Origin of the sequence: Kocuria atrinae (assembly GCF_039531425.1) — a bacterium.
In the GTDB taxonomy this organism is placed as follows: Bacteria; Actinomycetota; Actinomycetes; order Actinomycetales; family Micrococcaceae; genus Kocuria; species Kocuria atrinae.
Genome location: NZ_BAAAQA010000033.1, coordinates 190,540 through 214,426, shown reverse-complemented (window position 1 = coordinate 214,426; position 23,887 = coordinate 190,540). Strand labels below are relative to the sequence as shown.

Genomic DNA, 23,887 nt, shown 5'->3' with positions numbered 1-23,887 from the left:
TTCTGTGTGTAGTGAATGGATGCTGTTGGGGCTCACTTGCCGCTGGGAACCACCATGACGGGACCGGCAGCTGCGCCGAGTACCGACTGGGACACGGAGCCGAGCAGCAGACCGGTGAAGCCACCGATGCCGCGGGAGCCGACCACCACGAGATCTGCGGTGCGGGTTGCCTGCACCAGCACACGACCCGGGCGACCCAGGAACGCGTGACGGGTGACCTTCAGATCCGGGTTCTGCTCCGTGAGATCCTTGGCAATCTGGTTGAGCTTCCGCACAGACTCGTCGAAGTAGTAGGTCTGGTTGTACTGGTCCTGGAACCAGTCCGGGGTGCCGGACAGTGCGCCGTTCACGGAGACCAGGCTCAACGTTGAGCCGTGGGCCTTGGCGTATTCGATGGCCTGCGCAACGGCCGGGTTCTTCTCACCGGCAGCGTCCACACCGACCACCACGGACCCGGTGAAGTCCATCTCCGAAGCAGGGGTGCGGGTATCGCCCTGGGACTCCTTATCAGAAACGTGGACGTCCTTGTGATGGGCGGATTCGCGAGCCGACTCGACATCGGAGCTGTCATCCTCTTCGCGCGGCGGGACCACGATCACGGGCACCGGGCTGTGCGCTGCAACCGCCGCGGACACCGAACCCAGGCGGCCGCGCAACGCGCCACCCTTACCGCGCTTACCCATGACCACCAGGCTGCACTCCTTGGCGGCCTCAATGATGGCCTTGGCTGCATCGCCCTCGCCGCTGGCGGTGTCCACCTTGACGTCGGCCTGAGCCACACGGTCCTGAGCGGCCTTGAGGTTCTGGTCATTCTCGCTGGTCACCGCTTCACGGAAGCGGCGCTCCAGGCCGGGATCTCCCACACCGACCACCGGGAATGCACCCATGAGGCGCACGCCCACGTTACGAACACGCGCTTCCTCAATGGCGCGGTCCAGGGCACGCAGTGCGATTTCGGAACCATCAATGCCCACCAAGACGGGGCCGTTGACGGATGCTGACTTGGTGTTGGGAACGTCTTTGTTCATGCCTTAAGGATAGTCGATTCGCCCGCATAAATAGAGACGTGCGCCACTCGTTTTGCCCGCCGAATCAGCCACGTGGCGCTCGCGCGGAGGAGGCGAGCGGCGTCGTCGTCAATAAAACCCGGAATGTGGTCAGGCCATGGCGTACATCCATCGGTCGCTGCGAATCCGCCAACCCAGTGTGAGCGCCCGCGCGCCGATGTACCCGCCCGCGTACGCGACCCACAGCCACGCCATCCCAGCGGTGCTACCACCGGCGAAGTGCATGACCGCCCACAGCAGCGGCGCGTAGACCACGATGTTGATAAGGCCTGCGAGCGCGAGGTAGCGGGCATCGTCGGCGCCGATCAGCACGCCGTCCAGCACGAATACGTACGCGGCAAGCGGCTGCCCCACCGCGACCACGATCAGCGCAATGCCGAACAGGTACTGCACGCTCTCCGACTGAGTGAACAGGAAACCCAGATGCGGGCCCGCGAAGCCCACGACCAGGCCGGTCACCACTCCAAATCCCAGCCCCCAGCGGATGAGACGGTGCATGAGGTGTCGTACGCCATCGCGCTCGGCCTGCTGGTCGAGATCCCGGGCACCCAGCTCCTTGCCGAGCAACGCTTGGGCAGCGATCGCGAGCGCGTCGAGAGCGAAGGCCAGGAAGTTGAAGACCGTCATGGTCAGTTGGTACGCCGCCAGATTTTCCGCGCCCTGGGCGGTGGCGACCACGACGGTCGCGAGGATCGCCGCACGCAGCGACAGGGTACGGAGCATGAGCCAGGAGCCCACCGTGAGGTGCTCCCGCACGCCGCGCCAGCCGGTGGTCAGCCGAACGTTCTCTCTGCGGAACTGTTTGCCCAGGAGCACGAGATAGGCAATCGCCATGCCCCACTGGGTGATGCTCGTGCCCATCGCTGCACCGGCCACTCCGAGGTCAGCACCGTAGACGAGCAGGAAGTTCAGCCCGGCATTTACCGCCGCGCCAATCCCCGCGATGATCAGCGGGGTTTTCGTGTCCTGCAGTCCGCGCAGCACGCCCATCGCGGCCAGTACCACGAGCATGGCCAGCAGCCCGGGCATGGACCACACGAAGTACGACGTCGCGTGCTCCAGTACCTCGCCTTGCGCGCCCAACGCTTGGAGCAGGGGCCTGCCGGCGATGATGCCTGCCGTGGCAAGAACTAAGCCGAGGCCGGCCGCGGTCCACAGTCCGTCACGGCCGACTTCAAGGGCCTGCTTGAGTCGGCCGCCACCGAGATGCCGGGCGACGGCGGGGGTGGTCGAGTAGGCCAGGAAGACCATGAGTCCGACCACGGTCTGCACCACGGTCGCGGAGATCCCCACGCCGGCGAGCTGCGCGGTGCCCAGGTGACCGATGATCGCCGAATCCGCCAGCAAGAACAGCGGCTCCGCGATCAGCGCGCCGAACGCGGGGACTGCGAGCGCCAGGATCTGACGGTTGAGGGACCGGGTGTCGCGGGGGGCTGCTGCGTTTTGGGGTTCTGCGGCTGGGGATTCGGGTTCGGACTGCACCAGTCCAGGGTAGGTGGTGCGGTGAGGTGGCGTGGCCGCGGAGACTCACGGGTTGAAACGGCAGCCGCAGAGCCTGATGTGAGGAAACTGCAGCTGCAGACTCTCAGGGGAGGAACATGCAGTATCCGGCTCGATTTCGGGCACTTTAATCACATGAGACTTCGGAGCTGCAGTTCCCTCACTTGCGACCGCTCACCGTAGAGCAGCACGACGATCAGGTGGCGGGTTTGACGGAGATCACCGGAACGGCGGCCTCCAGGATGATCTGCTGGGCGGACGAGCCCAGGAAGATTTTGCCCGCGGGACTGCGGCGCTTCACCCCTACGACCACGGCCTCAACCTCGGACCGGTTGGTGGCATCGATGAGGTCTCCAACGGCGTCCTTGCTGCGACCGTCGGCGTTTTCCAGAGTGACGCGGTCATAGCCGAAACCCGAGATGTCCGGGGTGGAACCGTCCACGGGAAACACGATGAGGTCGGCGTCGCGGCGTCGGGCTTCTTCGATCGCGAAGTCACGGGCGGCGTGCCCGGCGGCGGTATCTGCGCTGGCAAGGATGATGGTCATGGATGAAAAGTACTCCTCATTCTGGGGCCCGGTGTCCCTCGCGATCCGGGCCGGCTCGCGGCATCGGCTGCACTGGCGACACTTGTGATTATTCATTCTCACAGGTGAGCTTATGTGTATTCTAGATCACAATCCGAGCCTGCCATGGCTCGCTTATCGTGATCCATCAGCGCACTTGATTCAGGAGACCATTTTGGTCGAAAAGCGTCCGCCGAATCGTCGGCAATTCATTACTTACGGGATCGGAGGCCTGGTTGCCGCAGGCGCCATCGGCACGGCCGTGACCGGGTCCATCACCTCCGCGTCGAGTGGGAGCAACATCCGATCAAGCCTCACCATCATGGCCCCTGCTGCCGCCGGCGGTGGCTGGGACACAGTTGCGCGCGAGATGCAGCAAGCCCAACGCGCCAATGGCATTGTGAATAACACTCAGGTCATCAACGTGCCCGGCGCGGGCGGCACCATCGCGCTGGAGAACCTGGGCGTCCTGAGCGGTGAGGTGAACAACATGATGGTGGGCGGCACCGGGCAGTTGGCCGCAACTATTCAGTACGACTCGTCCACCACATACAAGGACGTCTCCCCGCTGGCAGTTACGGTCGAGGAGTACGACGTGATCGTGGTCCCGAGCGATTCCCCGTACAAGACTCTGGCCGACCTCATGAAGGCCTGGTCGCAGAACCCGGGCGATGTCCCGTGGACCGGCGGTGGCTCCTTCGATCAGCTGGTGGTCACCGAGATGGCTATTGCTGGCGGCATCAAGCCGGCGGACATGATTTACGTGTCCTCGGACGGCGGTGGCGAGTCCACACAGGCGTTGCTCAACGGCACCGTGGCTGCGGCGGCCAGCGGCTATCCGGACTCCATAGGACAGATCGAATCCGGAAGACTCCGCGCCCTAGCCCTCGTGGCCAAGGAGCCTGTGGAGGGCATCGACATTCCCACCACTGTGGACCAGGGATACGACGTGACCCTAGCCAACTGGCGCATCCTCGTGGCCCCCGGCGGAATCACAGAGGAAGAAAAGCAGGAATTGGAAAGCATCGTGCTCGAAACCATTGAGACGCCCGAATGGCAGGAAGCCGTCGACCGTTACAACTGGAACGAGAATCTCATCACCGGGGATGAGCTGCAGCAGTTCATCCAAGACGAGACCGAGCGGATCACCGCACTGTACGAGGAGTTGGGACTGTGAGTCAGCCATCGGTTTCAGAAACCTCGGACGTCACACCTTGGGTAGACTCTGAGCCCGCGCACCAGCGGGACCCACGTTCCGCGGGGTCACTGTTCCGCGCGCTCATCATGCCTCTGGTGCTGGCCGCGTTCGCCACCTACCTCCTGATCGGTATGTTGACGATGGAAGTTCCGGAATCCGCAGCCTTCCCTGGCCCCAGGTTCTTCCCGGCAATCATCGCCGGAGTCATCTACTTTCTGGTGGCCCTTGAAACCATCGGCGTCTTCCGCCGGTGGTCCAGCGGCACTTTGCCCACCACCGACCCCGACGGCGCTCCCTCTCACTTTTCCTGGTCGTCCTTGGCTTGGGTGGTCGGCGGGTTCTTGGTCTTTACGTTGCTTCTCGAGTTTCTGGGCTGGATCCTGGGTGCCGCACTGCTTTTCTGGTGCGTGGCCCGAGGCTTCGGCTCGAAACGACCGCTGTTCTCCCTGATCGTTGGACTGACTGTCAGCTCGGTGGCCTATATCGGGTTCGACATGGCACTGGGGCTCTCGTTGCCCTCCGGACTCCTTGGGGGTGGCTTCTAAATGGAATCCTTGTCATTACTGATGGAGGGTTTTGCCGGAGCCCTCACTTGGCAGAACCTGTTCTGGGTATTCCTGGGTTGCCTTCTGGGCACTGCCGTGGGCGTCATGCCTGGTCTTGGCTCCTCGATGGCCGTGGCCCTGCTGCTGCCCGTGACGTTTGCGCTTGAGCCCACTGCCGCGTTCATCATGTTCTCCGGCGTGTACTTCGGTGGCTTGTTCGGTGACTCCACCATGGGCATCCTCATGAACACACCTGGGCAGGCGTCTGCCATCGCCTCAACCTTCGAAGGCCACAAGATGGCCAAGGCTGGACGTGCGTCTCAGGCCCTGGCGACCGCGGCCATAGGTGCGTTTATCGGCGGTTTCATTGCCTCGGCCGTGGTGGTGTTCCTCGCACCGTTCCTCGCGGAATTCTCAACACAGTTCGGTCCGGCCGAGTTCTTTGCCCTCGCGCTGTTCGCGTTCGTGGCGACGTCCTCGGTGGTCACGGACTCTGCAGTGAAGGGCCTGCTATCTCTGGCGTTCGGGTTGGGCATTGCGGTGGTGGGCATCGACTCCGTTACCGGGGTGCCCCGTTTCACCCTCGATTCGCCATATCTCTTCGACGGGATCTCCCTGGTCACGGTGACCGTGGCCGTGTTGGCGCTCGGCGAGGTCATCTACTTCGCGACGATCGCGCGCTTCCATCGCAAGGGCGAACTGATCCAGTCCAAGGGACGCTCCTGGCTGAGCTGGAAAGAATTCAAGGAGGCCGCACCTGCATGGGGGCGAGGCACGGCAATTGGGCTGCCCTTCGGCGTCGTCCCCGCCGGCGGTTCGGAGATCCCCACGTTCCTCGCGTACGGTGCCGAGCGTCGGCTGGACCGACGCCGCCGCGAACCGCAATTCGGTAAGGGCGCCATCCGTGGACTGGCGGCTCCCGAGGCTGCCGGTAATTCGACCACGGGTATGGCCATGGGCGCGCTACTTGCGTTAGGTCTACCCATCTCCGCAACCGCCGCCATTATGCTCGGGGCGTTCCGCCAGTACGGTCTGCAGCCGGGCCCACTGCTGTTCGAACGTGCACCTGACCTGGTGTGGGCGCTGCTGGCGAGCTTCTTCATCGCCATGATCGTGCTGCTGATCATCAACCTGCCGTTCTCCATGGTCTGGGCCAAACTCCTGCTGATTCCCAATCACTATCTGTACTCAGGAATCACCGTGTTCTGTGGATTGGGCATCTATGCGACGTCCGGCTCCACGTTCGACCTGCTGATGTTGTTGGGCGTGGGCGTGGTTGGCTTCCTGATGCGTATGCATGATTACCCGCTGGCGCCATTGATCATCGGGATGGTGTTGGGCCCCTTGGCCGAGACAAGTCTCCGAGACGCCGTGATCAGCGCTAATGGCGACGCTTCCGTGCTGGTGCAAGGTCCGATCGTGCTGACACTTTACGGTTTGCTGGCGATCGTGCTGCTGCTGACCCTGCGCAGCAAGGTCACGAGTCGGACCAGGCGGGATACGTAGTAGGGGCCTGCCACCTCGCAGGGCGGACGTGAGGTAAAGGCACCACACGTCAACTTGGTGTGAGGAAACTGCAGCTTCGCAGTCTCATGTGATGGAAGTGCTGGATTTGGCCAAATTCAACGCACTTCCCTCACCGGAGACTTGGGTGCTGCAGTTTCCTCACTTAAAACTTCAGCGATTCGAACTCAGGCGGTTGTTGCAAAGGCTCCATCACGCCAAGAACTTAAGTGAGTCAGTTGGTGCCTGGGCAGCCGAAGCTGCGCGGGTTCTCGTTGCAGTCATCGGCGACATTGCGGACGGTGGCTTTCCACACGCTGATCGGCACAGGGGCCGACGCCACTTCATTGAATCCAGCGACCGGCTGCCAGCCAGTACCCGCCACGTTGTACTCGCCATAGAAATAGGTGGTCAGCGTGACGCTGTAGTCACCGGTTTCCGAGTAGACGTGGGAAGTATCCGTGGGGATATCCCAATCGCCTTCGGCCAACGGTGCGCCGGTCAGGGGCGTGGGGCCGAGGGTAGCCCCGTCACCGTAATTCCAGGTGTACTGCACCGGGTAGGCACGCACTGCGACAGGGAACCCGCCCAATTCGGTTTGGAACGCCTGGGCATCCGCGACCGCAAACACATTGGTATTCATGTTCTTGAGAGTGTCCGGCGCGGGCTCCACAGTTGATACTGCAGGGGCCACGTTCAAACGCTGGAAATCCTGCAGTGTGAATACTGGAAGCGGAATGACACCTTCATCATCGGCCTCAGCGGCTTCAGCATTGGCCACGCACATTTGAGTGCCACGTGATGCACGACCTTCGTCTCCTGCGCCGCCCACAACCACGTCCATATTGACGCCTTCTCCGCCACCATCAACTGTGCATTCTTGTTCCTCACGGCAATCATCGAAGGCATCACCGTCTTCACCGTTGCACGGATCCTGAAGACTGTAAGTGTTGCGATTCAGTGCGGTGTCCATTTTGGTCGGATCGAAGAAGATTGAATCGTCGTCGCTCATTAGCTCATGACGCAAGGCCCTTTGATACTCGGGGTCTTCATCTGGGTCCCACTCCGCAGCGGACCCACCACCGGCACCACCATTGTTCGAAGGCTCACCTACTGAAACGGAGATCCCGCCTCCTGAGCCCATTCTTACAGCTACTGAAATTACATCTCTCGAAGCGGAAGCCGAACTATTAAGTGAACCAGATTCCCCGTACCCCCCGTATCCCGTCCACTCCGACTCAGCAGCCAAAGCGGGAGGTAGTTTGAGTAACGGACTTACTAGGACCATCAAAGAAACTGCGCAACATAATGCAAGCATCCTTTGATTTATTCTCAGGCCGATCATAAGGAGCCCCTAGGGGATGCAGTTATGTACAACCAACCCCCATTCTCGAAAATAAGGCTCACATCCAAATCATCCATTGACCTAATCGGCTTCTGCTCGATAGCAACATCGTTATTTTCAATTATTTTTGCGCCACGGTTATTGACACCCACGGGAACCGTATAGGTTCCATTTTCACTCTTCAAGAAAGAATCCGAAATGACTTGATAGGTTTCCAATCCCCCTGCAACCCAATGCCCCGATGAGTACACATCTTCAGTTTGGGTGAATTGTCGCTCACAAGCCTCGCAGGAATTGCTAGTGACCTTCCGGACCAAGGAGGCGTCCCCAGTTTGCATGAGATACCACTGCGCGTCCGTGCGGTAATCCAAAAACGCCTGCGCCCCCGCTTCAGTCTCCTGCTTGGCCTCCTCCGGCATCACCGGCTTCGGCACATTGCGGGCAGGGTGCTCAAGGGTCGCCGGTTCATAGTCGTCCGGGAACTCCTGCCCCGTGGCCATCTTCTCCGGCTGTTCCGGCCACCAATCACCACTGGCAGATGGATCCGGGGATGAACTCTGCGAGTCAGAGGCCCCGCCATCGGAAGCCTCCGGCGAAGACGATGAACTGCCGCCCGCCGACGTCGCGGTGTCCTCCGGCTCGGGATCGGGCGTGTCATTACAGCCGGCCAGCGTCAACCCCAAGGCCAGCGCGGCCAGACTTGCCGCGAACTTCCTACGCTTCAGCGCATCCCCCATTGGATGGTCCCCTCTAACTCAATCAAGCCCGGCCGCCACCGCCACCCCGCGGCAGTGGGTCGAGCTTACGGAAATTCAATTGGCACTATCCACCACAAAAATGATTCTGTGGATAACTTTTAAATGTAAACGCATAACTACTAGTCAAAAGCATTCACATGCTCTTACAAGATAGCAAGGTGACCGTTTGTTGCACGGCCACCTTGCTATCTCGCGCAGCTAACTCAGAACGGGTACTGCGGAATGTCCGGGCTGATCGTGACCCACTGGCTCTCGGTGAACGCCTCGATGTTCGCGGCCGCACCACCGAATCGGGCACCCGTTCCGGAGGCCTTCATGCCGCCCATGGGGGCGGTCGCCTCATCCATCACGGTCATCTCGTTGATGTGGATCTTGCCTGCGGTGATGCGATCCGCGACCTTGAGCGCCTCACCCACGTCACCGATGATCGACAGGGACAACGCGTACTCCGAGTTGTTCGCCAGGTTCACTGCCTCTTCCACAGAAGACACCTTGATGACCGGAGCCACCGGGCCGAAGATCTCCTCGTTCCACGCCGGCATGTCCACCGTCAGATCAGCCAGCACGGTGGGCCGGTAGAACAGCCCATCGTGTGTTGCACCCGCACGGATCGACGCACCCGCGATCACCGAATCCTGGACCTTGGAATCCACGGCCTTCAGCTGCTTCTCGTCGATGATTGGCCCCAGGTGAACCTGTCCCTCGGACGGATCACCGACCACCAAGGCATCGGCCCGCTCAGCCAACTTGGAAACGTATGACTCGTACACATCCTCATGAACAATGTGCCGACCCGTGGTCATGCACACCTGTCCCTGATGGAAGAACGACCCCATGGAGCCCACCCCCACGGCCAGATCCAGGTCAGCAGACGGCAACACCACCATTGCGTTATTGCCACCCAACTCCAGGTGCGTGCGCTTCAAGTGCTTGGCACCTGCGGCACCCACATGGCGCCCCGCCTCGGTGGACCCGGTGAAGGACACGATCCGCACCTCGGGCGCATCGACAGCCGCCGCCCCGGCGTCTCCGCCACCCGGCAAGAGCTGCAGCACCCCGGCGGGCAGCCCCGCCTCCTCAAAGATCCGTGCGATTAACACTCCACCGGTGATGGGCGTACGGGGATCCGGCTTCAGCAACACCGCATTCCCCAGCGCCAATGCCGGCGCCACCGAACGGATCGACAGGATCAACGGGAAATTGAACGGCGAAATCACAGTGACCACCCCGGCGGGCACCCGCCGAGCAAACGACCAGTGCGGATCGTCGGAGGCCAACACCTCCCCTCGAGCGTGCGTAGGCAAGGCAGACGCCTCGTAGCACTCCTGCGCCGCGACGTTTGCTTCCATCCCCGCCTTGGGCTGGATCGCGCCGGTTTCACGCACTACCCAGTCGATGATCTCTTCGGTGTTCTCCTCGAACAGCTGGCCCGCCTTGCGGAGCACGGCCGCACGCTCGGTCGGCTTGAGCGCGGCCCAGGCGACCTGTGCCTCGGAAGCCTGCCGAGCGGCGTCGTAAACATCGGCGGGAGATGCCGAACCCACCGAGCCCAGGACAGCTTCCGAGGCGGGATTCTGAACAGAGATGGGGTCGCCGGATCCATCCCGCCACTCATTGACGTAGAGCTTTCCGTGCCAGCGTTGGTCGTCGAGAATTGCCATGTTCGCTCCTTCGAGTGGATCGGCGAGCGCCGTGCGTAAGGCCCTGCACAACGCGCGATTTCTTCCCACATTGTGACCCACGAAACACAGATGCCGCTCGAAGTACTCCCCACGCGGATCGCGAATAGTCACACAATGCAGGCAACGACCGAACGCTACGGCTGCGGATCCCGCGCGTCATACCGGCTGAACGCAGGGAACTTCCGCACCAGGAACACCACAAGTATCAGGCACACGGCAGCACCCACCACCGCAGCTAACCCGGGCCCGGCAAACTCCCCCGCCGTGCCCATGTAGGCGTCGCCCAGGCGTGGCCCGCCGGCCACCACCACGATGAAAATGCCCTGCAACCGCCCGCGCAGCGCATCCGGAGTCGCCGCCTGCAGGATGGTGGTGCGGAACAGCATGGAGATCGCGTCCATCGCACCGGCCGCAACGAGCACCGCGCACGACGCCGCCAGCGGCCACACCGTCTCACGTCCCCAACCGCCGGAGGCCAGCAGCACCACGCCACCGAACGCCATGATGCACACGGACCAACCGGCCACCGCCATCGCGCACGCCTTGCCATGGCGGTTGAGCCGCACCAGCGGACCGGACAGCAAGCCCGCTAGCACGGACCCCGCTGCGAGTGCCGCGGTCAACAGCCCCACCGTGAATTGATCCCCGCCCAACACGGTCGCGCCAAGCACCGGGAACAACGCACGCGGCATCGCGAAGAACATCGCGGCCATGTCCAGCAGGAACGTCATGCGCAGGTTGGGGCGATTAGCCAGGAACCGGAAGCCCTCGACCACGGAACGAAAACCGGCACGAGAGGGGGCGCCATCGGGCGGCAGAGATGGCAGCTTGTACATCGCCCACAGGCTGACCATGAAAGTCAGTGCGTCGGCCGTATAGGCCCATTGAAAACCCAGCCCGGCCACGGTCAACGCACCCAACAACGGCCCCACCATCAGGGTGGAACCCATGGTCAGCTGGAACAGCGCATTGGCTGCGGGCAACTGCCGCGTGGGCACCAACCGCGGAACAATCGCCCCGCGCACCGGCTGGTTGAGCCCCTGCGCGAACGAATGCAGCGCCACCAGTGTGTACAGCACCACCAAGGACGAAATGTGCGCCCACGAATGCACGGCCAAGGCCACCGTCACCGCGAAGAGACCAAACGTGGTCCACAGCCCCACGGTTCGGCGGTTGTGCGCGTCGCCCATCGACCCGCCGTACAGCCCCGAAACGATTAACGGCAGCAACGCCGCAACACCCACCATGCCCACGGCAAACGTGGAGCGGGTGAGCTCGAAGACCTCCAAGCTAATGGCCACCACCGTGAACTGGTTCCCCAACATGGACATGGTGGAGCCGATCCACAGGCGTCGGAACGCCGGGGACTCACGCAACGGAGTGAGGTCGAGCAGCAAACGGGGCACTGGACGATCCTAGGCCCACACGATCGAACAGTGAGAGCAGCCAGAACGCCCGGAACCATTTACGCTGAAGGGAGCCCACTTCCCCGGGACATCAGGAGTTCTCATGCGCACACGCGAACAACGCTGGGCCGCCCGTTCAGCGCGCGGCTGGCCTCGCTTACGCGTGTTCGCCATCATCAACGGCATCACGGGTGTTCTCATAGGCAGCCTGATCCTATGGTTCACCCACGGGGTGCTGCAGTTCGAGAACTTCCCCGCCGCGGAGGTCCCCTGGGTCTGGCGCGTTCTGGCCCTGGCCATCGCCGTCATGCTCCCCGGGATCCTGCTGTCCATGGGCGTGTACCTCGTGATCGCGGGTGCCTCCGCGCGAAACAGGGCGGCATTGGCTGCGGGACGAGCGCGCGACGTCGTCCTCAATGCCTCCCAGCCGGACGAGCCCCCGGTGGTCGCCCACAAACTGGCCGAAACCACCCCGCCCGGCGTGAAAATCCGCGCCCACGCGCTGCACGGTTCGGACGCACCCAGCCGCTACACCCGCACCCTGCTGGGCGCGCTGCCGGTGCACACACCCATGGCGCTCGCGCCGGTGGGCCTGGGCCTGATCCTGCTCGTGGCCGCCACCATCTACTACGCAACCGGTTACGGGGCACCCGCCACGGTCATCCTGTTGGGCGTGGCCTACCTTGGCTGGAAACTCTGGCGCGGTTTCAGCAGCTATCAGTCCTTTTCGGAGGCCGACTGGGCCCCCACCCGCGTCGAGGACGCAGACACCGGCCCCATCCCCGCGGTCACCGTGGTGCACGAGAGCGAAACCACCCAGCCGATCCCCCGGCAACGCGCCACGTACGACGACGCCCCGCCCACCTACACGACGCATCGCGCCGATGACGATCACGTCGGCTACGAGAACACGGATGAGCTACCGGTCATCGAACGGATCCGGGACAACTACTCGGACCCCAAGAAGATGAGCGCCTCTCAGCGCCGATTGGCCGAACGGGCCGAGCGGGAGCGCATGGTCATGGAACGGCGAAACCGCAACCGCCGGTCCCCGGATGATCAGCCGCCGCACACCATCACTTCCATGGAGCGTCACCCGGACAGCGACGATCAGGGCGGCGCAGCCGAGCAGGAACAACAGCGGCAACAACAACGCCGCTACGAGCAGCACCTGGACGAGCACCAGCGCATGCGCCAGGACCGGCTGCGCAATGCGAATGCCAAGGAACCGGAAGAAGCGCCGTCGTTATTGGGCTATGCCATGACGCGCTGGAAGAGCAAGCGCAACGGGTCCGCGAACGACTAGCGACCGGCGGGTGTCCCGGCCCACGGTGCCGTGCCGCCTCCCGCGGAGTCGATCTGACCGGTGAGTCGGACGCGCTGAATATTGGACAGTGGTGCGACCGCGATCAGGGCCGCCCCCGCCATCTCTAAGCCCTCTTCCAGGTGGTAGGTCACGCGGTAGAGGAACCAGTGCGCCTCGGTCCGGATCAGGTAGTCGGCAATGAACTCGAAACCCACCGCTGCGCCCAGGAACACCACGAATCCGCTCACGAGCAAGCGCCTGGGCGTCTTGTGCATTTTGCGTGAGGCCATGATCGCCACGATGACCACGGCCAGTGCGATTGGGCCTCCCAACAGCACCCAGGTGAACGTCATACCGGTGGCCGGTGCGAATCGCTCGACAATCATGCCCAGCTTCTCGTGCAACATGGTGGCGTCGTCCAGGGACATCAACAGGGCAATAACGGCCATCGTTCGCCAGGCAAGGCGGGCACTGCGGCTCGGGGTGTTTGCGGCCACCAGGAACATCAAGGTGGCCGCCACAATGAGGAGAAGCACGTTCCACCACATGGGCAGGTTCACCTCGGACGTCACCTCGAGGTAGTGGTAGATGCCCATGTTGGGGGCCCACCACACGGCGAACAGACTGAGCAGCGTGATGATCAGAGAGACGATGACGGAGACCACCAGGGCACCCACCCAGAAGGGCCGGTTGCGGCGAGGAGTGGTGGATCGGCTCATGGGTACCCCCGGATCGTCCTGATATTTTCACTGGAAAGCAACTGTCATTCTACCGCCGCGTACGGCGACAGCGCGGGGCGGCTCGTGTCCCACACACGTGTTACTTGCCATTTGTGCTGACACATTCATGATGAATGGACCGCATGAGATGACGATGGGGATTGAGTGAGAGTCCCTTAATCTCGACCGAGCGCCGCCCGCCCTAAGCGCGACCTGCCGCGATGCTCTGAATTTCATCCTCCAGGAGCTCAGCGACGCGCTCCAGGTCCTCCGATTCGGTCCGATGCATGAGGTGCAGAGCCAACCCGTCCGCGAGGGCGTGAAGTCTCCGACCACTTCGAATTGCACCTTCGCTGGGGGTCTCGGAATTCTCTTCTCGCAGCAATGCAGCCAACCGGATGCAGGCGGCAGCAAGCTGTTCGTGAGCGGAGTCCCTCAAAACTTTGAGCTCCGGAACCGCGGTGGCCTCTGCGACCAGCGCGATGTTGACGTCCATTTCGGCTCGCGTCTGCTCAGTGAACGGCACAAGATTCTTGATCACGGCCAGGGCGTAGGCCTCCGTGATGCCTTCCCGGGGGAGGCTCACGATGCGTTCATACACACGCTCCATCATGAGCTCCGCGGAATACACGAGGAGCTCGGTGCGCGTGGGGAACACGTGCCGCAAGGACCCCACGGCCAGGCCCGCTTCTTCCGCAACCGTTCGCACGGAGACCGCGGAAACGCCCGATCGGAGAATCACGCGCCACGCGGCCTCAGCAAGTTCGGCCTTACGAGCTTCGCGGTCAATTCTGGAGGGCATGGCCTTAAATTAGCACGACTGTGCTAGCTTTAAATGGCACAAGCGTGCTAATTCCCCTAGGAAGGGCCATCCCATGGAGACCGTCGGAGTTCTCACGGTTCTCGCGCTGGTCGATTCCACCAGCTTCGGGACCCTACTCATCCCGATCTGGTTGCTCATGGCGCCCGGTCGGCTGAAGCTCGGCCGCCTACTCGTGTACTTGGCCACCGTGGTAACCGCATACTTCGCTATCGGCGTGGTCATCATGCTGGGTGCCACGGCCTTCCTCGACGTTTTCGGCGAAGCCCTGGAAACCCGCACCGCATACATCATTCAATTGGTACTGGGCATCGGCTTAGTCATCCTGAGCTACGTCATGGACCCGGGCACCAAGCGGGCCAAACGCCGTGCCGCCGAGCGCGCGGCAGCCGGCGACGCGGCGTCGTCGCCCGGGGGCCGCATCTCTCGTTGGCGCGCTCGAATCCTGGGTGCCGACGGCGCTCCCACCGATGCCCGCGCCGGCGCCGGTTCACTGGCCGCGCTGATAGGCCTTGCCCTGGTGGGCGTCTCGCTCGAGGTGGCCACCATGGTCCCGTACTTGGCTGGCATCGGCATCATTTCATCCACCAGCCCGAGCTTGGCGATATCGCTACTCATGCTGGCCGGGTACTGCCTGGTGATGATTGCACCGGCGGTGATCTTGACGCTCGGACGACTGGTTGCCCGTAACGCACTGGAGCGCCCGTTGTCCGCGCTGGACCGCTGGCTCACGAAGAATGCGCGGTCCACCACGGCATGGATCATCGGCATCGTGGGTGTACTGCTGGCCATCAACGCGTTCGGGGTGTTGCAGTCGATGTAACTGCACCCGCCCGAGCGCAGCAGTCACGCCGCACCCAATCCACATCGGCTACAAGACCTGAGCAAGCTAGCGCGAACCACCCAGGCCGCGCAGCCGCTCCATCTCGCGCCGATCCTTCTTGGTGGGCCTACCCGCACCGCGATCTCGACGACCCACGGGAACGCTGAGTTCAGCCGGCCGCGGCGGCGAATGGTCGATGTAGCACTGCGCCGCCACCGGGGCGCCCACGCGCTTGACGATCAACTTGGTGACCTGGAATTCCTGCTGCCACCCGGGGCGCCTAACGGTGACTCGATCCCCCACACGAACGGGCTGGGCCGCCTTGACCGGCGCCGCATTAAGCCGCACGTGACCGGCCCGGCACGCAGTGGTCGCGGCGGAGCGGGTCTTGAACAGACGGACCGACCACAACCACACATCCAGGCGCACACTGGTCGGTTCATTGGCATTCGCGGGCATGGTCCAACGCTACTCGGGGCGCTTCGAGGCGGAAAATTCGGGCCATGCGGCACCCCAAACCTGCAGGCCGATACACCCACATGGCCGGAGAACACAAGGCACGCAAAGTCCGCCGTGTCTCCACACGAGATACGGCGGACTTCACTAGAAAATTAGTTCCGGCAGGGAGAGGGGTCTACTCCACCACGGGCAATTCAGTAGTTTCAAATTTCTGTTGGAAGAAGGAGCGATTGCGCAAGTACTGCGTGAACATCACGATCAACCCAAGTACCAGAATGCCCGCACCCAGGACAAAGACGAGCCCCACTCCGCCGATCTGCGACCCGGATCCGTAATCCGGATCCATGGAGTCGACAGAAGTCTGCACGAAGAAGACCAACAACAGCACACCACCAAGCAAGGGGGCCAAGAGATTAGTGAAGAAGCTCTTGAGCGATCGGAACCACGAGCGGCGAAAGTACCAGACACACGCTAGGGCGGTGACCCCGTAGTAGAAGCACACCATCATTCCCAGCGCTGTGATGGTGTCCCACAGAACGTCCTCGCTGACAATCCGCATGAACGTATAGAACGCCGATGACACAATGGCCGCGGCCACTGTCGCGAAACCCGGAGATTGGAACCGCGGGTTGATTCGGGCAAACGGCCTGGGTAGGGCTCCGTAGTAGCCCATAGCCAATAAAGTGCGAGCCGGGGACACGAAGGTCGACTGAAGAGAAGCCGCAGAGGACGAAAGAACCGCCAGCGATAACAAGATCGCCAAGGGCCCCATGACCGGCCCCGCCAGTGCCGCAAACACGTTTTCTTGAATCTCAGCGTTGTTAAGGCCGATTCCCTGGTCTGACAGGCCTGCGAAGCTAAGGACCGCAAGCCCGATGATCATGTACAGCACCACGATGGAGAAGATCGTGGCCAACGCAGCTTTGCCCGGGGTTGTGGACGACCCGGTCGTTTCCTCATTAATGGTCAGCACCACGTCCCAGCCCCAGTAAATGAACACGGACAGGGAAACGCCGGCGGCAAAGGCGGAGAACGATGGGACACCGAAGGGGTTGAACCACTCGGGTTCGATCTGCAGGCCCCCGAAAGCCGTACCGTTAGCCACGTGAACGTAAGCGGATATCGCAAACCACAGAAGCACGATGACTTGGAAAGCCACCAGCACGTATTGGACCTTCTTAGTGGCCTCCATCCCGCGATACGAGATCCAACACGCGCCCGCCATGAACACCAAACACGTCAGGATGTTAATGGGTACGTTCCGCGCAAGATCAGCCAGTGAAGGGTCACCGGTGAGCTGCGAGAGCATCAGATAGAAAAAGTCCACCGCGATACCCGCAAGGTTGGACAACACCAAAATGGTGGCGGCCAGAAGTCCCCAACCGCCCATCCACCCAACCCACGGTCCGAAAGCCTTGGATGTCCAGGTGAACGTGGTGCCGGAGTCGGGCATGGCCCGGTTGAGCTGCCGATAGCCCACGGCCACGAGCAGCATTGGTATGAAACCCACCAAGAAGATAGCTGGCAAATGGGTGCCGACCGCAGCAGCGGTCGGCCCCAGTGCGCCGGATAGTGTGTAGGCCGGGGCAATGCAGGACATACCGATCACCACAGCACCCAGCAGACCCACGGAACCCGAACTCAGTCCTTTGCTGGTGTCGCTGTTGGTCGTCTCGGCCATCAGCGCACCTCCTCTTCATCCAGTCCGGCACCGCCCATTCCACGGCCACCTTCGTGAAAGTCGTCGACATTGGGAGCGCTCGGATTATTTGCTCCGCGAGGGAGCACAATCATGGGAACAGGCAGATGCCGCAGAATGCGTGCGGCGGTACTGCCCAGGAAGATCTGGCGATCTCCGGCAAGGCGTGATGACCCCACAAACAGCACAGAACCGGGATGCCAGTCCATGCTGGCAACGGTCCTCTTCAGGTTCTTTCCCTGAGCGACGGTCACGCTCACGGGGTGGTCGGCACCGATTTCGGCGGCATCCTCGCGAAGTTTTTCCCGCGCTGCATCAACAGCCTGTTGCGGTTTGCCGTGAACTTGGTCCAGCGGCAAGAAGCTCACCAACACCAATTCCAACCCGGTGCGTTCCACCGCCCGCTTGGTCTCGGCGATGACCCGCTGGGCCCCGTGGCGCAACCCCACTCCCGCGTACATGCGGGTGATGGGCTCGGTCCCCTTAAAACCGCGGGGCGTTAGAGCCACGGGAACGGAGGCGCGGTGAAGCAACGTATCCGCCACGGGCCCCACGGAGAACTTGGCCGTGTACTTCCCGCTCGCGGCGCCAACCACAATCAGTCCAGCGCCGAATTCAGTCACGGCATCCAGAAGGCCGCCTGCAATCGAAGGCGAGGTGCGAATGTGGGTGCACGCAGCGACGTCGTCGGGAACGAGTTCGAGGCCCTCCTGGAGCCACCCCGAGGCCTGCTGACGCAGCATGGGGGAAATATCACCCACGGGCGGGTACACCTGCTGATAGGGATCATCAGCGCGTAGCACGCACACGATTTCCAGCTGCGCGTTGAAGGCTCGCGCCATGGCCACGGCAAGTTTTACGGCCTCTTTACTGCGCTTGTCACCGCCGTAGCCCACCACGTAACGAAACGTCGGCGACGTCCTGTCTCCCGTCTCGGGGCCTGGCAATGTGCCGCCGGAGCTGTTGTCCTGCCTTGTCATGCCTGATCACGCACTTCGATAATCTGCGAGGCCACGAGTGTGCCCTGCCGCAGGGCGCCGTCCACGTGCTGGTAGCCCTCAGCAGCAAGGTCTGAGCAGGCCCAGCGGATGGGACCAACGGGTTCGGACTGAATGGCGCCGTAACGGGACAGGCCACCCAGATCGTAGGAAGCTGCATACGCACCGCGGGTCCATTCCTCGGATCCGAAATCGGACTCGTAGTAGACCACCGGGTTCTTGGCTTCCTCACCCAAGTAGTGGGAAAGGGATTCAAGGATCTGGCGCTTGCGCTCTTCAGCGGGCAGACGGAAGACTTCATCAGCCTTCTCGTCCGACACGAAACCAACCAAAGTGCCACGAGTATCCCCGTGATTGCTGTTGTCGTAGACCTCCTGTGAGAGCTCGTAGGCGCCGAATCCGGTACCGGACAAACCCTTCTCACGCCAGAACGGAGTTTCGTACACTGCGTGGACCTTGATCACGATGCCCAGCGACTGATGCTGGTGCATCTGATGCTGGAATCGCGGCAGGGGCGGCTCGAAGGAGATACGCGAGTACAGATTCGGAGGAACGGCAACCACGACATCCTTGGCCTGGACGGTCACCCGGTCCGAAAAGACGGTGACAGTGTAGTTCGGGTCGTGCTCGTCATAGGTCTCACCTTCGCCAGCCCAATTAATGGTGCGCACCGGGGAGTTGAGGAACACGGAGGCGTCCGAAGGTCCGGTGAGGATCGCTGTCCCGTCATCCACACCCAGCTGTTCGGCCATAGTGATGGACACGGACTGCATGCCACCCACCACACGGCGGTCCAGGATGAAGTCTTCATCCACGAGGTTCGAGAACGAACCTGCAGAGGCGGCCATGAGGATGGCCTGCAGCGCGGAGAACGCGTGCGAGGGCTTGGTCAACATGCCACCGGCGATGAAAATGCCGATGTTGTTACACGCCTCCTCGTCCGAGCTGTTCTGACGCAGCCAGTCCTGGAAGGAGACGGTGTCCAGCTCGCGAGCCCTCTCGTGGGCCCACGGTTCTTTGGCGCCGATTTCTGCGGCGAGCCCGTCCATGAGATCGATAAGCTTCTCCATCTCGGCCTTGGTGGTATCCGAGGCCGGGAACATGTGGCCGGTGTAGGTATGGCGGATGCCGTCCGGAGCGATGTACACGGAATCGCCTTCGCGATAGCGCTCGAAGGTCGACAGGCCCAACTCGTCCACGAGGGACAGTAACTCGGTCTGGTCTGGGGAGATCCACTGGCCACCGATTTCCAAGAAGGCACCGTCGATCACGTCGGACCAGGTGCGACCGCCCACGCGATCACGAGCTTCCAGCACGGCCACCGACTTGCCAGCCTGCGACAGGCGGCGGGCCGCCATGAGTCCTGCGGGGCCAGCGCCGACGATGACAACGTCGCGCTCGATCGCATCGGGGGATCCTATGGTTCGCTGTTCAGACATGGTGTGTTCCTTTCACCTTTTATGAATGAAATTCATTTATTGAAGTCGTGCACTCCAGCACGTCATGTTTACTGTTGTTGTTATCCATCCCCGCGGGTCACCGTGTGTGGAGCCCGGGGTATCAGGAGGATCAGTGAGTCAGGACAGTCGCGCACGCGGTCGAGGGAGGCCCCTGAGCCCAGTGCTGACCAAGCGCAAGATCGCTTCCGCAGCCGTGTCCTTGATCCAAAGCCGGGGTTACCGCGCCCTGACCATGTCCGCGATGGCTGAACAATTGGGTGTCTCTGCGTCTGCGTTGTACAACCATGTGGGCTCCAAACGGGACATCATGATCCTGATCCAGGACCGCGTGAACCAGGATATCGACTGCAGCGCCTTTGAGTCGGAGCCCTGGGACCTGGCTCTGGACCAATGGGCCCGCTCCTACCGCGACGTCTACGCTCGCAACATCCCACTGATTCCGGTGATGGCCGTACTGCCCGTGGCAAACTCCCCACACACGCTGCGTATGTACGAGAAGGTTGCCGCGGGACTCACCCGCGCCGGCTGGCCCGAGTCCTGGGTGGTTAATACGATCGTGGCCGTCGAGTCCCTGGTCTTCGGAGCTGCCTATGACGCCGTGGCGCCCGAGAATATCTTTGATCCCGGCGAACTCAGCGAGATCGCCCCGGTTTTTTCCGCAGCCGTTGCTCACCGTGATCTCCTCCTGCATTCTGCGCTGAACCACGACGCCGCCGAGGCGCCCCGGGCACCGTCACCGGCTGATGTCGCTTTCGATGTGGGCCTGCGGAGCCTGCTGGCTGGATTTCGCCTGGCCCTGGAAGCCCTGCAGAACGGCACCACGGCCGACTAGATCTGGACCGTCAGACCTCGAGCGAGTGCATCACGTGCTTGACGCGCGTGTATTCCTCGACCGAGTAGAGGGACAGGTCCTTGCCGTAGCCGGAGTACTTGAAGCCGCCGTGGGGCATCTCCGACACGAGGAGCACGTGGGTGTTGACCCACACGCAACCGAAGTCCAGGTCACGGCTCACGCGCATTGCTGTGCCGTGGTCCGAGGTCCACACACTGGAAGCCAGAGCGTAGGGAACGTCATTGGAGAGCTCGACAGCCTCTTCTTCGGATGAGAAGGACTGCACGGTAAGTACTGGTCCGAAGGTCTCCTCCTGAACAAGCGCGTCATCCTGACGCAAGCCAGAAATGACCGTGGGCTCTACGAAGAAACCTTCTGAGCCTTCAACCGGCTTCCCACCAGTCACCACAGTGGCGTGAGACGGGATGTTCTCCAGCTTGCTGCACACATCCGCGTAGTGACGTTTGTTGTTGAGCGGGCCGTAATCGTTCTCAGAGTCGTCCGCGCTGCCGGTCGAAACCTTCTTAGCCTCCGCGGCCAGCAACTCCACGAACTTGTCGTGAACACTGTCCTGCACCAGGATCCGGGTGACGGCCGTGCAATCCTGACCCGCATTGAAAGTACCGAAGCCGATGAGCTGTTCCGCCGCGCGCTCCAGATCCGCATCTGCGAAAACAACTGCCGGCGCCTTGCCTCCCAGCTCCAGGTGGGTGCGTTTGACTCCTGCAGCGGCACTCTTGGCCACCGCCTGCCCCGCACGCACCGATCCGGTGATGGACACCATGGCTGGCACAGGGTGTTCGGTGAGCAGAGCCCCTGTGCCGCCATCACCCAGAACCACATTGAGCACTCCGGCTGGGAGAACCTCTCCAGCAATCTTGGCCAGCAACAAAGTGGACTCCGGGGTTGTATCGCTGGGCTTCAACACGATCGTGTTACCCGCGGCGAGCGCCGGGCCGATCTTCCAGATTGCCATCATCAGTGGGTAGTTCCACGGAGTCACCTGAGCGACTACACCCACCGGTTCACGGCGAACGTAGGAAGTGTGCTCGCTCATGTACTCGGTGGCTGCTTTGCCCTCGAGAGTTCGGGCCGCGCCGGCGAAGAACTTGAGGTTGTCGATGCCCGCGTCCACTTCTTCCACACCGATCTGCTCCTTGGGCTGACCGGTGTTGCGGTGCTGAGCCTCCACAAGTTCGTCACGGTGTTCCCGGAGGCCCTCGGCAAGATTGAGCAGTGCGTCCTGGCGCTCGGCCGGAGTCGACCGCTTCCAGATCTTGGCCGCAGCCACCGCCGCCTCAAAGGCTGCGTTCACGTCGTCCTCGTCGGAGATGGGAGCCACCGCGACCGTCTGCGCGTCGATGGGGTTCACGATGTCAATAGTGTCCTGCCCGTGAGCTTTCACGAACTGGCCGTTGATGTAATTCTGCAGCACCTCTGCCATGGAAATCCTCCTGCTTGTGAGTGCGTCTCACGTTGCCCGTGCCGTCATCGTCTCGTGATGCACGGAAATCTGTGCTTCGAGCCGTCGGGTTGTGTGGATCACTCTAAATGATCGTCATTCATTTTTGAACCCCCAAGAGAAACGCGCACGACCGCCACCTAGGAAGGTGAACCGATCGCACGCGCCTCTTGGAGCCTGAGCTATCTCATTCGAGGAGTGGCTATTCAGTGATTGTGCCCTTCATGACCCTCGGCACCCGCGGAGGGAGCGGCGTCGTCGTGGGCGTGATCATGGCCCTCGTGCGAACCGTGGTCGCCCGACTCCTCGTCATGCGCCGGCGCCTCCGGTTTGCCCGTCACCACGGCCATCTCCACCGGGGTTTCCGGCAGGTCGATGGACTTGGTCACCTCGCCCTTGGACAGGTCCACCACGTGGAGTTTCTTGTTCTCCGCGTCGGTCACGTACGCGTTGGAACCGGCCACCTTGATTGCGGGACCGGCCTCCTGCCAGTCCTCCTTTTCCTCCCACGGCTCGATTACGTCGATCTTCTGAGTGACCTTGCCGGTCTCCTCGTCGATCACGTTGAGCTTGCCGCCATAGGTCAGGACCAGACCTTCACCCTCGGGCCCGCGGGCCAGCGAACGGAACCAGTAGGAGGAGTCCAGGTCGACCAGCTGGTGCGAGTCATCACGGGTGTCGAAGAGCGCAACGCGGGTGGGCCGCTCCTGCTCCGCGTCCTCATCCACCTTGTAGTCACCCAGCACGATCGGCGATTCTTCCGAACCCGCCAGATTGCCCGAGCGCGCATAAGAGTCAGCCACAGCGACCTTGTGGAACTCACCATCGCGATAGATCACGGGCCCGTTCTCACAGCCCACCACCACGGTGTCGGTGGTCTTACCCGGTTCCGCAGCAGCCTCGCCGTGCACGCCCGGGCAGTCCTGGGTCTCGGCCTTGACCGAGCCGTCCTTGTTGAGCACCTGCACGGTGTTGCGATCGTCCTCGGTGCCCTGCGTGGTGAACAGCGTGCCGTCGGCCAGCTCGAGCGCCACACCGTGGTGCGGACTCTCGGTCTTGGTTTCCTTCATCTCCGGCTTGCCCTCCTTGAGCGCCTCGGAGTCGAAGGTCTTGATGGAGCCGTCACCGTCGCCGAACAGCGTGGTCTTGCCGTTGTGAACCACCACATGCCCGGCGTGCGGGGCATCGAAGGTCACGTCGGTCAGCTGCGGCGCAGATTCGCGGTAGTGATAGTGGTCCCCGTGCTTGTGCGCGTCCAGTCCGGTGTCGTGGACCCGGAACACGTCGCTGTCGCTGACCATCACGTGCCGTCCGTCGCCAGCGTTGTTGAGTCGCAGGAAACCGTCCTTCTTGGTGTCATCCACCACCTCACCGGATTCGGCGTCTACGGTCAGCAGCCCGCCGTCGTAGGACACCACGGCGCGCGGGGTTAGGCTCGAGACTTCCTTCGCGGCGGCCTCGCTCGCGGTTTCGCTGGCGCTCGGGGACGACGACGTCGCTCCCGCCTCACCATTGCCACCCGCCCCACACGCGGTGAGAGCAAGTGCCCCGATAGCCATCGCAGCCATGGTGATGGGCGCGCGACGGCGTCCCTTGGTGGATCCGGACATGGGCAAGTGAGCCCCTTCGGGGGCAATGCGTTCGATGTTGTGCATGCGAGCACTTTATCTTAAGTGATTATCATTCTCATATAAGCCCTCTGGACAGCCTTGCATCGCCAGATTCACCGCAGCAGGCTGC

21 protein-coding genes are annotated in these 23,887 nt (G+C 62.3%); 6 read left to right on the top strand and 15 right to left on the bottom strand.

Annotated elements, in window-relative coordinates; genetic code table 11:
* Positions 1–32: 32 nt before the first annotated feature.
* The 3 genes from ABD283_RS13540 to ABD283_RS13530 form a co-directional block, all read right to left on the bottom strand.
* Positions 33–1,028, bottom strand: a complete 996-nt coding sequence (locus ABD283_RS13540; protein ID WP_344225481.1) for a universal stress protein — start codon at positions 1,026–1,028, stop codon at positions 33–35.
* Positions 1,029–1,157: 129 nt separating this feature from the next.
* The gene (locus tag ABD283_RS13535; protein ID WP_344225528.1) at positions 1,158–2,468 is read right to left on the bottom strand and encodes an MATE family efflux transporter; all 1,311 of its coding nucleotides are present in this window, start codon (positions 2,466–2,468) and stop codon (positions 1,158–1,160) included.
* Between the two features lie 295 nt (positions 2,469–2,763).
* Complete coding sequence (locus ABD283_RS13530) at positions 2,764–3,114, bottom strand: universal stress protein (RefSeq protein WP_344225480.1); 351 nt, start codon at positions 3,112–3,114, stop codon at positions 2,764–2,766.
* Positions 3,115–3,454: 340 nt separating this feature from the next.
* Between ABD283_RS13530 and ABD283_RS13525 the strand changes: the two genes are divergently transcribed.
* From ABD283_RS13525 to ABD283_RS13515, 3 genes are read left to right on the top strand one after another with little or no spacing between them, the layout of a single operon-like run.
* A complete protein-coding gene (locus tag ABD283_RS13525; RefSeq protein ID WP_344225479.1) occupies positions 3,455–4,309 on the top strand; it encodes a tripartite tricarboxylate transporter substrate binding protein in 855 nt (284 codons plus the stop codon).
* A complete protein-coding gene (locus ABD283_RS13520) occupies positions 4,306–4,875 on the top strand; it encodes a tripartite tricarboxylate transporter TctB family protein (protein ID WP_344225478.1) in 570 nt (189 codons plus the stop codon). Before ABD283_RS13525 ends, ABD283_RS13520 begins: the two co-directional genes overlap by 4 nt.
* The gene (locus ABD283_RS13515; RefSeq protein WP_344225477.1) at positions 4,876–6,381 is read left to right on the top strand and encodes a tripartite tricarboxylate transporter permease; all 1,506 of its coding nucleotides are present in this window, start codon (positions 4,876–4,878) and stop codon (positions 6,379–6,381) included. It begins immediately after the preceding gene.
* A 232-nt stretch (positions 6,382–6,613) separates the two neighbouring features.
* Here ABD283_RS13515 and ABD283_RS13510 read toward each other — a convergent pair whose 3' ends face one another.
* From ABD283_RS13510 to ABD283_RS13495, 4 genes are all read right to left on the bottom strand, one after another.
* Complete coding sequence (locus ABD283_RS13510; protein ID WP_344225476.1) at positions 6,614–7,390, bottom strand: PKD domain-containing protein; 777 nt, start codon at positions 7,388–7,390, stop codon at positions 6,614–6,616.
* 329 nt (positions 7,391–7,719) lie between these two features.
* Positions 7,720–8,460 carry a DUF6318 family protein gene (locus tag ABD283_RS13505; protein WP_344225475.1) on the bottom strand — a complete coding sequence of 247 codons (741 nt, stop codon included), beginning with the start codon at positions 8,458–8,460 and terminating at the stop codon, positions 7,720–7,722.
* Between the two features lie 224 nt (positions 8,461–8,684).
* Positions 8,685–10,142, bottom strand: coding sequence for a benzaldehyde dehydrogenase (locus tag ABD283_RS13500; protein WP_344225474.1), 1,458 nt, complete (start codon positions 10,140–10,142; stop codon positions 8,685–8,687).
* A gap of 155 nt (positions 10,143–10,297) precedes the next feature.
* Positions 10,298–11,569, bottom strand: coding sequence for an MFS transporter (locus ABD283_RS13495; RefSeq protein ID WP_344225473.1), 1,272 nt, complete (start codon positions 11,567–11,569; stop codon positions 10,298–10,300).
* Between the two features lie 103 nt (positions 11,570–11,672).
* Here ABD283_RS13495 and ABD283_RS13490 point away from each other — a divergent pair, with 103 nt between their 5' ends.
* Entirely contained in the window at positions 11,673–12,875 is a 1,203-nt protein-coding gene (locus ABD283_RS13490; protein ID WP_095798712.1) for a hypothetical protein, read from the top strand.
* Here ABD283_RS13490 and ABD283_RS13485 read toward each other — a convergent pair.
* Entirely contained in the window at positions 12,872–13,594 is a 723-nt protein-coding gene (locus ABD283_RS13485; protein WP_344225472.1) for a hypothetical protein, read from the bottom strand. The two genes, ABD283_RS13490 and ABD283_RS13485, sit on opposite strands and share 4 nt — an antisense overlap.
* 202 nt (positions 13,595–13,796) lie before the next feature.
* Positions 13,797–14,396 (bottom strand): TetR/AcrR family transcriptional regulator, encoded by a 600-nt coding sequence (locus tag ABD283_RS13480; RefSeq protein ID WP_344225471.1) that lies wholly within the window; start codon positions 14,394–14,396, stop codon positions 13,797–13,799.
* Between the two features lie 73 nt (positions 14,397–14,469).
* Between ABD283_RS13480 and ABD283_RS13475 the strand changes: the two genes are divergently transcribed.
* Positions 14,470–15,237, top strand: a complete 768-nt coding sequence (locus ABD283_RS13475; protein ID WP_344225470.1) for a GAP family protein — start codon at positions 14,470–14,472, stop codon at positions 15,235–15,237.
* 66 nt (positions 15,238–15,303) lie between these two features.
* Here the strand turns inward: ABD283_RS13475 and ABD283_RS13470 are convergent, their stop codons facing one another.
* From ABD283_RS13470 to ABD283_RS13455, 4 genes are all read right to left on the bottom strand, one after another.
* Positions 15,304–15,696, bottom strand: a complete 393-nt coding sequence (locus ABD283_RS13470; RefSeq protein ID WP_344225469.1) for an RNA-binding S4 domain-containing protein — start codon at positions 15,694–15,696, stop codon at positions 15,304–15,306.
* Between the two features lie 175 nt (positions 15,697–15,871).
* Positions 15,872–17,377: an APC family permease gene (locus ABD283_RS13465; RefSeq protein WP_095798715.1), complete on the bottom strand. Its 1,506-nt coding sequence runs from the start codon at positions 17,375–17,377 to the stop codon at positions 15,872–15,874.
* On the bottom strand, positions 17,377–18,375 hold the full coding sequence (locus ABD283_RS13460; RefSeq protein WP_344225468.1) for a universal stress protein: 999 nt from the start codon (positions 18,373–18,375) through the stop codon (positions 17,377–17,379). The genes ABD283_RS13465 and ABD283_RS13460 overlap by 1 nt, the downstream gene beginning before the upstream one ends.
* On the bottom strand, positions 18,372–19,832 hold the full coding sequence (locus tag ABD283_RS13455; RefSeq protein WP_095798717.1) for a flavin monoamine oxidase family protein: 1,461 nt from the start codon (positions 19,830–19,832) through the stop codon (positions 18,372–18,374). The genes ABD283_RS13460 and ABD283_RS13455 overlap by 4 nt, the downstream gene beginning before the upstream one ends.
* Before the next feature lie 133 nt (positions 19,833–19,965).
* On the opposite strand from ABD283_RS13455, the gene ABD283_RS13450 reads away from it, so the two are divergent.
* Positions 19,966–20,685, top strand: coding sequence for a TetR/AcrR family transcriptional regulator (locus tag ABD283_RS13450; protein WP_254049436.1), 720 nt, complete (start codon positions 19,966–19,968; stop codon positions 20,683–20,685).
* Positions 20,686–20,695: 10 nt separating this feature from the next.
* Here the strand turns inward: ABD283_RS13450 and ABD283_RS13445 are convergent, their stop codons facing one another.
* A complete protein-coding gene (locus tag ABD283_RS13445) occupies positions 20,696–22,129 on the bottom strand; it encodes a gamma-aminobutyraldehyde dehydrogenase (protein WP_095798719.1) in 1,434 nt (477 codons plus the stop codon).
* A 224-nt stretch (positions 22,130–22,353) separates the two neighbouring features.
* Complete coding sequence (locus ABD283_RS13440) at positions 22,354–23,802, bottom strand: hypothetical protein (protein ID WP_344225467.1); 1,449 nt, start codon at positions 23,800–23,802, stop codon at positions 22,354–22,356.
* Positions 23,803–23,887 lie beyond the last annotated feature (85 nt).